Here is a 12,950-nt window from a genome sequence, read left to right as displayed (position 1 = left end):
TCAGGCCCCGGCACCCTCAGCGGGGCATCTGCACGACCACCTTGCCCCGCGCATGGCCGCGTGCCAGGTGGGCGAGCGCTGCACCAGCCGCTTCCAGCGGATGGACGCTGTCGAGCACCACCTGCAGTTGCCCGGCAGCCAGGCGCGCGACAATCCCGTCCAGCACCTGCGCATCGTGCTGGAAGAACGCAAAGGCGCCCTGCACCCCGCCCTGCCCCTGGATGGCATGGTCCACCACCGACACCAGCCTGCCGCCAGGCCGGACCAGCGGCCAGGAGCGCTCCGTGGCCCGTCCGCCCACGGTATCGATCACCAGATCCAGGCCCTCGGCGCCGTGTTCGAGACCCTCCGTACGGTAGTCAAGCACGCTGTGTGCGCCCAACTGGGCCACCAGTTCGTGCTTCTCGGGCGAGGCGGTGGCGATCACCTGTGCCCCCGCCTGGCGCGCCAGTTGCACGGCAAAGCTGCCTACCCCACCAGCGCCAGCATGCACCAGCACCCGCTGCCCCGCCTGGAGCCGGCCCACACCGAACAAGGCCAGCCAGGCGGTGCCTGCAGCCGTGGGCAGGGCCGCCGCCTGCTCGAAGGCCACCCCTTCGGGCAGCAGGCTCAGCGCCTTTGCCGGCACCAGCGCGGCCTGTGCCAAGGCACCGCCTGCGGTCGGTTCCAGGCGGCCCGCCACGCGGTCGCCGGGCCGAAAACCCGCCACCTGCGGGCCGACCGAGTGCACCACGCCCGCGAAGTCGGTGCCCAGGGTGAAGGGCAACGCCACCGGGAACACCTGCTGCATGTGCCCGCCCAGGATCTTGAGATCCAGCGGGTTGATGCTGGCCGCCGCGATGCGCACGGCCACCTGCCCTGCAGCGGGTGCCGGCAGCGCGGCGATGTCTTCCAGCACGGCAAGGTCAGGGGTGCCGAACCCGTGGATGCGCAGTGTTTTCATGCGGCCTCCGGTGCGGGTGGAAAGCTGCCCATCTGCCGGAACGCGCCGAACCAGTCCTCCAGGTGCCAGGTGCGCTGGATGCGGTCGCCTCGCAGTTCATGGAATTCATGGATGGGAATGCTCAGCCGGCGGCCGGTAGCGGCAATGCCGAACAGCGGGCCCTGGTGCGTGCCCGTGATTTCGGCGCGCACAGCCAGCCGGCCTGGGGCCTGGATCACGTCGTGGATGGTGATCTGCACATCCGGCATGGCACGGATGAAGTCCTCGATGATGGGCTTGAGTCCCTCGGGCCCGGGGCTCTGGCCGGGGGCCAGCGGAATATCGTCCCAGTCCGGCGTGACGGCCTGGTCCATGAGATCGGGGTTCTTGTCGCTGAAGGCGCGGTACAGCGCCTCCACGGCCTGGCGCTCGCGGCGCAATTGGGTGGAGGTCGGCGAATCGGTCATCGTTAAGTCCTCTGGAGGTGTGTGAAAAGCGATGACCTGATTCTGGAAAGCCGCCTAAAATCTGTCCAACAAATGATAAATATGAATGAATATCTGATTTATGGATTTTCATGGCATCGACCTGAACCTGCTGGCCGCCTTTGACGCGCTGATGGACGAGCGCAATGTGACCCGCGCCGCCGTGCGCATGGGGGTGAGCCAGCCGGCCATGAGCGCCGCCCTGTCGCGCCTGCGCACGCTGTTCGCCGACCCGCTGTTCCTGCGCAGCGCCGAAGGCCTGCTGCCGACCCAGCGCGCGCGACCTGGCCGGGCCCATCGCGCAGGCCCTCCGGCAGATCGAGGCCGCCGTGGTGCCGCGGCCGCAGTTCGACCCGGCCACTGCGGCCTTCAGCTTCAACCTGGGCCTGTACGACTACCCCGCCCTGGTGCTGCTGCCAGCCCTGGCCGAGGCCTTGCGGCGCCAGGCGCCAGGCGCCTCATTGAATGTGCATGCCTTCAGCGCGCGCGACAGCGCGGTGGACCTGCTCGATGCCGGCACCATCGATGCAGCGGTGGGCGTGCCGCCCACCCTGGCCGATGGCCGCATCCTCACCCGCCCCCTGCTGCAGGACGAGTTCGTGACCATCGTGCGGCAAGGCCACCCAGGGGCCCGCCAGGGGCTGGACCTAGGTGCCTACCTGGCACTGTCGCATGTGCTGGTCTCGCCCGAGGGGGACCGCCATGGCCTGGTGGACGAAGCCCTGGCCCGGCTCGGCCAGCGCCGGCACCTGGCCTTGACCCTGCCGCAGCTGTTCGCAGCCCCCGCCCTGGTGGCGCGCACCGAAATGGCAGCCACGCTGCTGCGGCGCGTGGCCTTGCACGGCACCGAGCCGCTGCAACTGCAAGTGCTGGCACCGCCCGTGGCGCTTGCGCCCATCGTCTTTCACCTGGTATGGCACCGGCGCACCGATGGGCACCCTGCGCAGCAATGGCTGCGCGGCCTGCTTGCCAGCCTGGCTGCGGAGCTCTGAACTTAGTGTCCCGAGTTGAAAATTCGTTGAATCAATCTACCGACAATCCCCGCCATGCGCCGCAAGCAAATGCTCGCCATGCCACCCGGCATGGCTGTGCTTTGCGCCTAGCCTGGCAGCGATTTCGGCAGATTGATTTCTTCAACGAACTTCCAACTCAGGACACTAGCCAATCGCCGGGTAGCTGCCCGCGCCTTCGGGCCAGGCCGTCAGCACCTCGAAGCCGTCGGCCGTGACCGCCACCATGTGCTCCCACTGGGCCGAGAGCGAATGATCGCGCGTGACCACGGTCCAGCCGTCGGGCAGCTCGCGCGTCTCGCGCCGGCCCACGTTGACCATGGGTTCGATGGTGAAGACCATGCCCTCTTCGAGCACGATGCCCTGGCCGGGCTGGCCGTAGTGCAGCACCTGCAGGTCCTCGTGGTAGATCTGCCCGATGCCATGGCCGCAGTAGTCGCGCACGATGCTGAAGCGCTCGCGCTCGGCCACGGTCTGGATGGCGTGGCCTACGTCGCCCAGGGTGGCGCCGGGCCGCACCTGGCGGATGCCGGCGCACATGGCTTCGTAGGTGGTCTCCACCAGGCGGCGCGCCAGGCGGCTGGGCTCGCCCACGTAGTACATGCGGCTGGTGTCGCCGAACCAGCCGTCCTTGATGACGGCCACGTCGATGTTGATGATGTCGCCCTTCTTGAGCACCTTGTCGGCCGCGGGCACGCCATGGCAGACCACGTGGTTGACGGAGGTGCACACCGTCTTGGTGAAGCCGTGGTAGCCGATGTTGGCGGGGATGGCCTTGAGTTCGTTGACGATGAACTCGCGGCAGCGGTCGTCCAGCGCCTCGGTGGAGACGCCGGGCTGAACATAGGGGCCGATCATCTGCAGCACCCGCGCTGCCAATTGGGCGGCAATGCGCGACTGGGCGATTTCGGCCGGCGTCTTGATGATGACCTGGGGGTGGCGGGCGCCCATCACTGCACCCGCCTGACCTGGAGGCTGGGTTTGTCGCCCATGCCACTGCCGGCAGACGGCAGCGCCTGCGCGAGCGCGGCCAGATCGAACCCGCCCGCCTGCTCGGCGCGGATCAGCAACTGGCTGATCTGGCTGTGGCTGAGCTCGGGGTGCAGTTCGGCCAGCATGCCCACGCGCATCCAGTGCTCGGCCTGGGAGTTGATGGAACGAGACAGCGCATTGCTCGCAATGCGCAGGTTCTCGTGCATTTGGTCGGAAATTTTGACGATGCCCATGGGTTGAATTATACGAAACATATACGTTTCGTGTAAACCCTGATCAGCCCGTCTCGCTGATGGCTCCAATGATCTCCGCGTTGCCCTTGCCAGTGGACAGAAAGAAGTGGCCGACACGGCTGTCGAAATACAGGCAGTCGCCCTGGGCCACGTCGATGACTTCGCCGGTCTCGAAGTGCACCTGCAGCGCCCCGGACAGCACGAACAGAAACTCTTCACCCGCATGGCGGGAGTAGCCGGGTGACTCCTGCAGCGTGCGCGCATAGACGACCATACGGGTCGGTGTCATGCGCTTGCGCGCAAGATCGGCATTGAGCCAGGTGTACAGGTAGGCATCCGAGCGGTAGCTGACGCCCTGCCCGGCCCGCGTGAGCGACGGCCCTGTGCTGCTGCTCACCGCTGCCCCGTTGCCGGCCAGCAGGCTGGACAGCTCGATGCCCAGGGCCCGCGCCAGTGCGGTGAGTTTTTCGTAGGTCAGCGACATCTGGCCGCGCTCCACGCGCGAAACGGTGGCGGCCGATATGCCTGCGGCCTGCGCCACCTGCACCAGGGTCATGCGCTTGTCGTGCCGCGCGGCACGCACGCGCGCACTGAGCGTCTCGCGGTCGAGTGCGGGTTCTGAAGGGGGCGTTGTCATCGCATGCATGGGGGGGCCGCAGCATGGGAAGGAGCGGTTGCTTCGATCCTACCAGTGGGTCGGGAGGCCGGGGATCTTGAAATTTGCATATTTGCAAATAAAATTGCAAATACGATTTGCAACCAGGCCATGCCATGCCAGCCGCACACCTCTTGCCCCAGCCTTTGCGCCACCACCCCGCCCACGCGGCAGACCCGATCCCGGGAGGTGCGGCATGCGCGTTGCAGTGATCGGTGCAGGCGTGGTGGGCACCACGACGGCCCTGCAACTGGCCACAAGAGGCCACGAGGTGACCGTGCTGGAGGCGGCCAACGCACCCGCCCAGGGCGCCAGCTTTGCCAATGCGGGACTGATCTCGCCAGGCCACAGCTTCAGCTGGGCATCGCCCGGCGTGCTGCACGCGCTCGCGGGGGTGTTGGCCGGCACGGACGATGCCATGGGCATTGCCCGCTGGAGCGACCCGGCGTTGTGGCCCTGGGGCCTGCGCTTTCTGCGCGAGTGCACAGCCGCACGGTGGCAGCGCAATTCGGCGGCTTCGGTGGCGCTGTCGGCTTATTCGCGCACGCTGCAGGTGGACCAGCGGGCGGTGGCGGCCGCGGACTACGGGCATGCCGCCGCAGGCATCGTGTACCTGCTCGCACCCGGACAGGCCTGCGATGCGCAGGAATTGGCCTTGCTGGACCTGGCGCGCGAACCCTATGAAATGCTGGACAGCGCCGGTATTGCCCGGGCAGAGCCACTGCTGGCGCCCGCGGTGCAGCGCTTTGGCGCGGGCATCTTCTGCCGTACCGATGCGACCGGCAACGCGCGCACCTTCACCGACCAGGCTGTGCAGGCGGCGCAGGCCCTGGGGGCGCAGTTCCACCTCGGACAACAGGTCCAGAGCCTGCAGGTAGACCGGGGGCGCGTGGCGGGCATCCGCACCGCCCAGGCATTCTGGGCTTGCGATGCCGTGGTCATGGCCGGAGGTCTCGGCGCGGCCGCGTTGTCACGGCCGTTGGGCTACCGCCTGCCCATCTACCCGGTGACGGGGTACTCGGTCACCTATGCGCACCAAGAAGCCCTGGGCCCGCAGCCTCGCGTGGGGGCCGTCTCGCTGCAGCACAAGATCGCGTGGGCCTCGTTCGGCAACGCGGTGCGCTTTACCGGCTTTGCGGACATCGGCATCCCGCGCAGCCCATCGCTGGTGCGCCGCCGCATGGCGGCGTTGGAACGGTTTGCGGCGTCGATCTATGCCCCGGCCGCCAGGCTGCAGCCCAAGCCATGGACCGGTCAGCGCCCCATGACGCCGGACGGCCTGCCCGTCCTGGGTCGCAGCAGCAGGCATGCCAACCTGTTCTTCAACTGCGGACACGGCGCCATGGGGTGGACCATGGCCAGCGGCAGCGCCCAACTGGTATGCGACCAGCTGGACGGGCTGCCGCCGGCCATCGACATGGCGCCCTACCGCTGGGACCGGTTCTGAACCCTCCGCATCGTCAGAAGGAGACCTTCACCCCCAGCGTCACATTGCGCCCCATCAGCGGCGCCGCGTTCTTGATGAACGAGGTGTGGGCATAGGCCAGGCGGTCCGTCAGGTTGTTGGCCTTGAGGTAGACCTGCCAGGGCGTCTCGCCGTTGTATTTGCCGCTGTAGCTCACGCCCAGGTTGAGCATGCCGTAACCGGGCGTGGCCGATTCGAACTCGGCCACGCGGTTCTGGCGCGCCACCTGCACCCATTCGACCTGGCCTTCCCAGGCGTTCCAGTTCGCATCCAGGCGCACACCGGCGCGCGTAGCGGGAATGCGCGGCAGCAGGCCGCCGCCGGCCAGGCGGGCGCGCACGGTGTCGCCGAACAGCGTGACGCCCAGGTTGCGCGTGATGCGCTGGCGCACCTGGCCTTCGATGCCGGTGAAGGTGGCGTCGGCCTGGGCGTACTGCAGCAGCTGCAGGCCGTCCACGGCGTCGAGCGTGCGGCCGTAGATGTAGTTGTTCACGCGGTTGCGGAACACGCTGGCGCTGAAGGTGGTGTCGCCGCTGGTCTTGCGCAGGCTCAGGTCGATGTTCTGCGAGGTCTCCGAGCGCAGGTCGGCATTGCCGCGCTCGTAGGTGCTGGTGGCCATGTGCAGGCCGTTGGCATACAGCTCCTCGGCCGAGGGCGCGCGGCTGGCGCGCGTGAGCGAGGCGCCCAGCGAATAGCCCGGCGTGAACTGCCACACGGCACCCAGCGATGCCGAGGTGCCATTGTGGCTGCGTTCGATGCCCGAGTCCTGCGCTTCGGCCGTCTGGCGGTCGTGGCGCAGCGCGCCTTCGAAGCGCCAGTCGCCCATGCGGTATTCCTCCAGCATGAACAGGCCGGTCTTGCGCGTGACGGTGGGCTGCACGTAGGCTTCCTCGCCCTCGGCGCTGAATTTGCGCTGCGAGGTCTGCAGGCCGAACACGCCCTTGAAGCCGGCGATGGGCTCGTGCTGCAGCTCCACGCGCGTGTCGTAGGCCTTGTTCTTGAAGGTGGTGCTGATGGCGCCGTCTTCGACTTCGTCGTGCTTGTAGTCCGTGACACCAGCGCGCAGGCGCAGGGCCGAGAAGCCGGCGAACGGGTTGCGCAGTTCGCCGCGCACGTCGAAGCGCTCGCTGCGCAGGTCCACCACCGGCACATCGCCCGCCTCGGCGCCGTGGTCATGGTCGTGCCCGTCATCGTCTCCATGCGCGCCGCAGTGCAGGTGGTCGCCATGGGTATGGCAGCCCTCGAAGCTGTGGTTGTGGCCCGGCAGGCCGTAGCGCGCCGTCTGGCGTGTGTAGGCGGCGCCCAGGTAGCCGCGCTCGCCCACCCACGACAGGCCCACGCTGCCCGTGTCGGTACGGTTGAAGCTGCCCAGCACCTTGCGCGCCGGTTCGCCATTGGGGGCCCAGCCCTTGCCCACGCGGTAGTCGCTGGCATCGCGCGACACGCCTTCCACATGCACGGCCAGATTGCCGGCGCCGCCCGTCAGCGAGAAGGCGCCTGCCCCTTCGCGCGCGCCGCTGTTGGCGCGCAGCTCGGCGCTGCCTTCGTAGCCCTTTTCCGGGATGGCGGTGGGAATCTTGCCGTCGAGCACATTGACCACGCCGCCCACGGCGCCGTTGCCATGCACCAGGGCCGACGGGCCGCGCAGCACCTCGATCTGCGTGGCCAGCAGGGGCTCGGACACCACCGCATGGTCGGGGCTGATGGTGGAGGCATCGTGCAGCTCGGCGCCATCGGACAGCACCTTGACGCGCGGGCCGTCCATGCCGCGGATGATGGGGCGGCTGGCGCCCGCGCCGAAGTGGCTGCTGGTGATGCCGGGTTCGCTGTTCAGGGTTTCGCCCAGCGTGGCCTCGCGGCGGCGCACGAGGTCATCGCCTTCGAGCACGCTCACGGGTGTGGTCATTTCATTGACACCCAGTTGCAAGCCGCTGGTGGACACCGTGACGGATGGCAGGCTGGGGGCATTGGCCGCCGCGTCGGGCGCAGCCGGTGCCGCCGTCTGGGCCAGGCTGCTGCCGGCCGACAGGGCCAGCATGGCGGCCAGGGCGACGGGATGCAAGGCGAGGTGCAGGGTGGGACGGCGGGAGGTGGAGTGGAGCGAAGGTGTCGTCATGGTATTCAGTGCAAAAGCGTGCGCGCAGCGAGGCAGCGGCCGGTCACGGGCGCAGGCCTTCATGCCGCGGGGCATGAATCAAGGAAAAGAAAACGGCATGCCGGCAGCCGCCTGACGAACAGGCGCCTACCGCAGTGGATTCAGGGAAACAGGGATAGCAGCAGCGTGCGCAACGGGGCCAGACCCTGCCCTGCGGGCCAGGTGGCCCATGCGGGGAGAGAAAAGGCTGTCAGGCGCGCAGCGCGGACGGCGGGGCGCGCGCCTGGAACAGCGCCGCATGGCGCGCCTGCACGCCGTGGGCATGCGAGGCCACCGGCGCAGGGGCTGGCGAAGGGGGCAACAGCACCACAGAGGCGCTGTGCAGGGCGTCGCCCAGCGCAAGCTGGTCGAGCAAAAGACAGTCGACCAGGCTGTGGCTCGACAGGAAGCCAGCCGAGGCACCATGGGCTGCGCCCTGATCCGCCGCCACCAACGGGCCATGGCCCGCGTGGATCTGCGCCAGTGGCTGGGCGTGGGCGATCTGGTGCAGCCGCCCGACCGTGGGCACCCAGGCGAGGGCCAGCACCACCCAGACCAGGGCCAGCCGGGCCGCCCACGCGCGTGCACCTGCCTCCGGGGCTGGGTGCCCCATGCGGGAGGAGACGGCCTGCAAGGCCATCAGCGGAGTGCGCGAGCGGTTCACGGGAAGACGGTGGGCTTACTTCACCGGCACGGCTTCGACCACGCGGTAGTACAGGCCATAGGGGTCGTTGTTCAGCACCGTGAAGCGGCCTTCGACCACCACGGGTTCGAGCGAGTAGCGCACGGGCGTCTTGGCCTTGACCTCGACCATGCTCTCGGGCCCGCCCGGAATGCAGAACGAGCAGGTCAGCGGCACGGAGGTGAGCAAAAAGTGCGTCTGCGTGGCCTTGGCATCGAGCGGCATCATGAAGCCCTGGATGCGCTGCACGGTCTTGTCCATGCCCTGCTGCTGGGCGTTGAACACGGGCAGGATGCCATCCTTGGTGGTCTTCTTGGTCAGGTCGCTGAGCACCGACCAGGGCACCACGTCATTGCGCTGCGGCAGCGGCGCGATCGGGCTGTTGGGGCTGTGGTAGCCCGCGCCCGAACCCGGGGGCGCCGTGCCCGGCATGGGCGAACTGAGCACCGGCGCGTTGAAAGGCGCGCCGGCCGTGGCCGCGGGCTTGCTTTCGGCATGCACACCAGACACCCCGGCCAGGGCGCAGGCCGCCAGCACCAGCGCGGGCAGGGAACGGGGCAATCGAGGGTGGTGGTGCATGGAAGTCCTTGGTAACAGGGCTGGCGTTATTTTCTTACAGTTGTGCAGGCGTTGCGTGCAACGGGTCAGTGCACGTGGCGCATGCCGCAGAATTTTCCGATGGCCAGACCCTTGCAGGCCACCTGGAGTTCCTTCTGGCATTGGTCATGGCCTTTGCCCGCTTCCAGGCACTTGGCCGCAGCCTCATGCGCGGCGGCCATGGCGCGGTGGCGCTCCACATCGGCCTTGGTTTCCTTGTCGGTGTGCGCGCCCTGGGCGTGGGCAATGGCACCTGCCAGCAGCAGGGGCGCAATGGCCAGGGCGATGATCAGCTTTTTCATGGTGAACCTTTCAGGAACGGTTGGGAATCGGATCAGGGTTGGCTGAGCAGATCAGCGACTTCCGTGCGGTAGGCCTGCATGGCCGGCAACAGCGCGGCAAACGCGGCCACGGCCCCCGCGATCAGCGGCACGCCGACCTCGGCCGGCAGCCACACCAGGCCGGTCACGGGCAACAGCCCCTGCGCCTGCAGCACCCAGCCCAGCACGTGGGCCAGGCCATGGCCCAGCAGCAGGCCCAGGACGGAGGCCATGGCGGCCAGCCACAGGGCCTCGCACAGCACCAGTCCAGCCACCCGGCCCGGCGGGGCGCCCAGCATGCGCAGCATGGCCAGATCGGTGCGGCGCTCGCGCACGGCATTCCACAGGGCAATGAACACGCTGAGCGCAGCCACGCCCAGTAGCACGCCGCCAAAGGCGCGCAGCACATCGGCCCCCACGCCCAACAGGCGCAGCAGGCGCGTGACCTCGATGGCCGGGGCCGCCGCTTGCATGGAGGTGTCGGCATTGATCTGGCGCGGCAAGGTGATGGCGGCCATGGGCGTGCGGTAGCGCACCAGGGCCACGGTCACCTCGCGCTCTTCCTTCAGCACCTCCAGGTCCTCGGGCTCCGACGCCGTAGCAGTTTCATGCACCATCCAGACCGATTCGGTGGAGGTGAGGATCAGCCGGTCGAGCACGCAGCCGCAGGGCGCCAGCACGCCGGCCACGCGGTAGGGGTGCTCCCCATGCGCATGCCCTCCCCCGCCCAGCCCGTGGCTGCCGATGAAGGTGCCGCCCACGAGCGCGGCGCCCGCATGGCCCTCGCGGGCAATGCCGCGCGCCACGGTGGCCCCCAGAACCGCATCCATGGGCTGGGCCCAGGGCTGGCCGTGGGCCAGGCTGGCGCTGTAGAGCGCCAGGTAATCGGGCGTGGTGCCCACGATGCGGAACCCCTGGTAGCTGTCGCCCAGGCTCAGCGGGATCACCTGGGCCACCAGCGGGTTCTTCTGCAGGGCCTGCACCTCCTGCAGCGGGATGTTGCCCGTGGGCACATCGATGTGGAACACCCCCGCCAGGATCAGCTGCAGCGGGCTGCCCTTGGCGCCCACCACCAGATCGATGCCATCCAGGTCGCGCTCGAAGGCGCGGTCCAGCTGCGTGGCCACCAGCAACACCAGCGTGATGGCCGCCAGGCCGAGCGTGAGCACCAGCAGGTTGAGCGCGGCGGCCAGGGGGCGCGCCCACAGGTAGCGCCAGGACAAGGAGAACAGCTTGGCCATGGGATCAGGAGAAGGCGCGCATGGCGGTAAGGTCGAGTTGCTGAAGGCCCTGCACGGAGGCCAGGGCCTGCACCACGCGCTGGTCGTGCGTGGCAATCACCAGGCTGGCGTCGCACGTTGCTGCGCTGGCCTGCAGCAGGGCCAGGGCGTCGGCTGCGGCCTCGTCATCGAGACTGGCCGTGGGTTCGTCGGCCAGCAATATCTGCGGCTGCAGCAGCACGGCGCGGGCCAATGCCACGCGCTGCGCCTGCCCGCCCGAGAGCTGGTGCGGCCGGCGCCCGGCCAGTTCGGCCACGCCCACCTGGTCCAGCGCGCGGGCAATGGCCGCATCGTCGCGCGGCTGGCCTGCGGCAAAGTAGACCAGGGCCAAGTTGTCGGCCACGGTGAGCGCGCTGCTCAGGTGCAGCTTTTGCGGCAGAAAGCCCACGCAGCGCGCGCGCCAGGCATCGATCTCGGCGCCGCGCTGCGTGCCCAGCGGGGTGCTGGCCACGAAGAGGTCGCCGCCCGCCGGCGAGCGCAACCCCGCCATCAGCGCCAGCCAGGTCGACTTGCCTGTGCCCGAGCGCCCGCGCAGCAGCAGGGTACCGCCCTGGCGCAGGTCCACATCGGGAAAGCGCAGCGGCGCGCTGCCTTCGGTATAGCGGTAGGACAGGCCCCGGGTGCGTATCATGCGGCCGCGCCCCCGGCCGGGTGCGCGCAGCCCGCGCAGCGGCCGCGCACGGCCACGTCCACGGCCAGGCTTTCATGGCCCGCCGTGGCCAGCGCGGCCAGCACCTGCTTTAAGGCCGACTGCACGCGCGCCGAGCCCTGGGCCAGGCGGAACTGGCGGTGGCAGTCGCCGCACTCGAAGCGCGGCACGGCGGAATCATCCCCCTGCGATGCCAGCGCAAAGCGCGTCACACGCGCGGCATCCACCTGCTTGTGCAGCAGGCCGGCGGCGGCAAAGCGGTCCAGCATGCGGTAGACGGTGACCTTGTTGACGGGCGCGCCCGCCGCAGCCAGCGCGGCCTCCACCTCGGATTCGGACAGCGCTGCCTCGGGACGTGCTTCATACAGCGCAGCCAGGGCGCGCGTGGCCTTGGTGGCGCGCATGCCGGGCGGCAAGGTCCAGGCGCTGCTTGAAGTGGAAGGGGTGGATCGTGCGGTAGGCATGGCGATGGGTGGCCACCGGCAGACATGCCGGTAACGCAATCGGCTTGCATTATGCCCCGTGAAAACGGTGGCCTTGCCATTTCCCGGCAGCGCGGGCGGGCAATGGCGCTTCAACCCCGCAACCGCTCAGGACCAGAGGCGGTAGAACCAGTAGCTCTCATCCCCATCGACACGCTGGACCAGTTCGCGCGGGCTGAGGCCGGTGACGCGCTGCGTCTCGCGGCACAGGTGGGCCTGGTCGGCATAGCCGGCGTCGGCCGCCACGTCCTGCCAGCGGGGCTGCGCGCCACTGTGCTCACTGGCCATACGCGCTTGCAGCAGCGTGGATTCCGCGCGCGACAGCCAGGCCAGGCGGCGCATGGGCTGGCCGGCCCAGGTGCGGGCATGCCGCTCCAGATTGCGCAGGCTGGAACCCAGGCCGACGGCCATGGCATGGGCCTGCAGGGCACCCCGCCAGCGGCCCGCGGGGTCGTCGCTACCGGCCAAGCCCGCCGCATGCGGCCGCCACCAGCCGGCCACCGCGCTCTCGACCAGGGACATGCGCTCGGCATCGCTTTCTGCCTGCCGCACCTGGGTGCAAAGCGCTGTCCAGTGGGATGGCAGCACATCTTCGGCCGGCAGCACTCCATCCACCAGGGCTCCCACATCCAGGCCAGTGATCTGGTGGAAGGCATGCGGCTGGAACACCACACCAAAGCTGCGCACTGGCCCGGGGTTGCGGGTGACCAGCGGCCGGGATTGGGGGCCGAGCAGCAGCGTCGAGGCCAGTGGCTGGTACGCCCCGCCCGCGGGATCCGCCCGTTCCGAGCCACCCTGCAGAAGCCAGGCGACACCGCAATAGACGGAGGCGGGGTAACGGTTCAATTGCCCGCCCAAAGGTGCCGGCCGGCCTGTCGTGTCCTTGAGGATATAGGCGCGGATGCAGCCCGCCAGCGCAGGCGGCGGCAGCGCGATGGTGGCAAACGGAAGCGTGAGCTGCAGACGCATGGCCCTCGCATGGTAGTGGCTTTTACAGGCCGGGCACAGGGGCTGCCGTTTGGCGAAAACCTTCAAGACAGCGA

At 69.0% G+C, this 12,950-nt stretch carries 15 protein-coding genes and 1 pseudogene; 3 read left to right on the top strand and 13 right to left on the bottom strand.

The window, feature by feature from the left end; genetic code table 11:
• Positions 1–16 precede the first annotated feature (16 nt).
• Both AC3WOH_RS06210 and AC3WOH_RS06205 read right to left on the bottom strand, forming a co-directional pair.
• Positions 17–943 carry an NADP-dependent oxidoreductase gene (locus tag AC3WOH_RS06210; RefSeq protein WP_492228504.1) on the bottom strand — a complete coding sequence of 309 codons (927 nt, stop codon included), beginning with the start codon at positions 941–943 and terminating at the stop codon, positions 17–19.
• Positions 940–1,389 carry an ester cyclase gene (locus AC3WOH_RS06205; RefSeq protein WP_492228503.1) on the bottom strand — a complete coding sequence of 150 codons (450 nt, stop codon included), beginning with the start codon at positions 1,387–1,389 and terminating at the stop codon, positions 940–942. Before AC3WOH_RS06205 ends, AC3WOH_RS06210 begins: the two co-directional genes overlap by 4 nt.
• Before the next feature lie 100 nt (positions 1,390–1,489).
• Between AC3WOH_RS06205 and AC3WOH_RS06200 the strand changes: the two are divergent.
• Both AC3WOH_RS06200 and AC3WOH_RS06195 read left to right on the top strand, forming a co-directional pair.
• Positions 1,490–1,627: pseudogene (locus AC3WOH_RS06200) on the top strand (LysR family transcriptional regulator); the annotation flags it as partial.
• Between the two features lie 109 nt (positions 1,628–1,736).
• Complete coding sequence (locus AC3WOH_RS06195) at positions 1,737–2,399, top strand: LysR substrate-binding domain-containing protein (protein ID WP_492228502.1); 663 nt, start codon at positions 1,737–1,739, stop codon at positions 2,397–2,399.
• A gap of 165 nt (positions 2,400–2,564) precedes the next feature.
• Here the strand turns inward: AC3WOH_RS06195 and map are convergent, their stop codons facing one another.
• From map to AC3WOH_RS06180, 3 genes are read right to left on the bottom strand one after another with little or no spacing between them, the layout of a single operon-like run.
• Positions 2,565–3,368 carry a type I methionyl aminopeptidase gene (gene map, locus AC3WOH_RS06190; protein WP_492228501.1) on the bottom strand — a complete coding sequence of 268 codons (804 nt, stop codon included), beginning with the start codon at positions 3,366–3,368 and terminating at the stop codon, positions 2,565–2,567.
• Entirely contained in the window at positions 3,368–3,643 is a 276-nt protein-coding gene (locus tag AC3WOH_RS06185) for a ParD-like family protein (protein WP_492228500.1), read from the bottom strand. Before AC3WOH_RS06185 ends, map begins: the two co-directional genes overlap by 1 nt.
• Positions 3,644–3,686: 43 nt before the next feature.
• Entirely contained in the window at positions 3,687–4,289 is a 603-nt protein-coding gene (locus AC3WOH_RS06180) for a helix-turn-helix domain-containing protein (RefSeq protein WP_492228499.1), read from the bottom strand.
• 205 nt (positions 4,290–4,494) lie between these two features.
• Between AC3WOH_RS06180 and AC3WOH_RS06175 the strand changes: the two genes are divergently transcribed.
• Positions 4,495–5,745, top strand: coding sequence for an FAD-dependent oxidoreductase (locus AC3WOH_RS06175; protein ID WP_492228498.1), 1,251 nt, complete (start codon positions 4,495–4,497; stop codon positions 5,743–5,745).
• 13 nt (positions 5,746–5,758) lie between these two features.
• Here the strand turns inward: AC3WOH_RS06175 and AC3WOH_RS06170 are convergent, their stop codons facing one another.
• The 8 genes from AC3WOH_RS06170 to AC3WOH_RS06135 form a co-directional block, all read right to left on the bottom strand.
• A complete protein-coding gene (locus tag AC3WOH_RS06170; RefSeq protein ID WP_492228497.1) occupies positions 5,759–7,879 on the bottom strand; it encodes a TonB-dependent receptor domain-containing protein in 2,121 nt (706 codons plus the stop codon).
• A gap of 229 nt (positions 7,880–8,108) precedes the next feature.
• Entirely contained in the window at positions 8,109–8,561 is a 453-nt protein-coding gene (locus AC3WOH_RS06165) for a hypothetical protein (RefSeq protein WP_492228496.1), read from the bottom strand.
• 15 nt (positions 8,562–8,576) lie between these two features.
• The gene (locus AC3WOH_RS06160) at positions 8,577–9,158 is read right to left on the bottom strand and encodes a DUF3299 domain-containing protein (RefSeq protein WP_492228495.1); all 582 of its coding nucleotides are present in this window, start codon (positions 9,156–9,158) and stop codon (positions 8,577–8,579) included.
• A 65-nt stretch (positions 9,159–9,223) separates the two neighbouring features.
• On the bottom strand, positions 9,224–9,478 hold the full coding sequence (locus AC3WOH_RS06155; protein ID WP_492228494.1) for a hypothetical protein: 255 nt from the start codon (positions 9,476–9,478) through the stop codon (positions 9,224–9,226).
• Between the two features lie 32 nt (positions 9,479–9,510).
• A complete protein-coding gene (locus tag AC3WOH_RS06150) occupies positions 9,511–10,737 on the bottom strand; it encodes an ABC transporter permease (RefSeq protein WP_492228493.1) in 1,227 nt (408 codons plus the stop codon).
• 4 nt (positions 10,738–10,741) lie between these two features.
• Positions 10,742–11,407, bottom strand: coding sequence for an ABC transporter ATP-binding protein (locus tag AC3WOH_RS06145; RefSeq protein WP_492228492.1), 666 nt, complete (start codon positions 11,405–11,407; stop codon positions 10,742–10,744).
• Entirely contained in the window at positions 11,404–11,829 is a 426-nt protein-coding gene (locus AC3WOH_RS06140; RefSeq protein WP_492228556.1) for a transcriptional repressor, read from the bottom strand. The genes AC3WOH_RS06145 and AC3WOH_RS06140 overlap by 4 nt, the downstream gene beginning before the upstream one ends.
• 186 nt (positions 11,830–12,015) lie before the next feature.
• Entirely contained in the window at positions 12,016–12,876 is an 861-nt protein-coding gene (locus AC3WOH_RS06135) for a DUF6597 domain-containing transcriptional factor (protein WP_492228491.1), read from the bottom strand.
• Positions 12,877–12,950: the final 74 nt, after the last annotated feature.

This window comes from Acidovorax sp. FW305-C-20-28 (assembly GCF_058783375.1).
Note: the sequence above shows the minus strand (reverse complement) of the source record. Positions and strands in the feature narration are given on the sequence as shown.

Bases quoted from the DNA above. Each gene is read 5' to 3' on its own strand.
- AC3WOH_RS06175 (WP_492228498.1), top strand. From the start codon at position 4,495: ATGCGCGTTGCAGTGATCGGTGCAGGCGTGGTGGGCACCACGACGGCC.
- AC3WOH_RS06150 (WP_492228493.1), bottom strand. From the start codon at position 10,737: ATGGCCAAGCTGTTCTCCTTGTCCTGGCGCTACCTGTGGGCGCGCCCC.
- AC3WOH_RS06205 (WP_492228503.1), bottom strand. From the start codon at position 1,389: ATGACCGATTCGCCGACCTCCACCCAATTGCGCCGCGAGCGCCAGGCC.
- AC3WOH_RS06170 (WP_492228497.1), bottom strand. From the start codon at position 7,879: ATGACGACACCTTCGCTCCACTCCACCTCCCGCCGTCCCACCCTGCAC.
- AC3WOH_RS06180 (WP_492228499.1), bottom strand. From the start codon at position 4,289: ATGCATGCGATGACAACGCCCCCTTCAGAACCCGCACTCGACCGCGAG.
- AC3WOH_RS06160 (WP_492228495.1), bottom strand. From the start codon at position 9,158: ATGCACCACCACCCTCGATTGCCCCGTTCCCTGCCCGCGCTGGTGCTG.
- AC3WOH_RS06140 (WP_492228556.1), bottom strand. From the start codon at position 11,829: ATGCGCGCCACCAAGGCCACGCGCGCCCTGGCTGCGCTGTATGAAGCA.
- map (WP_492228501.1), bottom strand. From the start codon at position 3,368: ATGGGCGCCCGCCACCCCCAGGTCATCATCAAGACGCCGGCCGAAATC.
- AC3WOH_RS06185 (WP_492228500.1), bottom strand. From the start codon at position 3,643: ATGGGCATCGTCAAAATTTCCGACCAAATGCACGAGAACCTGCGCATT.
- AC3WOH_RS06155 (WP_492228494.1), bottom strand. From the start codon at position 9,478: ATGAAAAAGCTGATCATCGCCCTGGCCATTGCGCCCCTGCTGCTGGCA.
- AC3WOH_RS06145 (WP_492228492.1), bottom strand. From the start codon at position 11,407: ATGATACGCACCCGGGGCCTGTCCTACCGCTATACCGAAGGCAGCGCG.
- AC3WOH_RS06210 (WP_492228504.1), bottom strand. From the start codon at position 943: ATGAAAACACTGCGCATCCACGGGTTCGGCACCCCTGACCTTGCCGTG.
- AC3WOH_RS06135 (WP_492228491.1), bottom strand. From the start codon at position 12,876: ATGCGTCTGCAGCTCACGCTTCCGTTTGCCACCATCGCGCTGCCGCCG.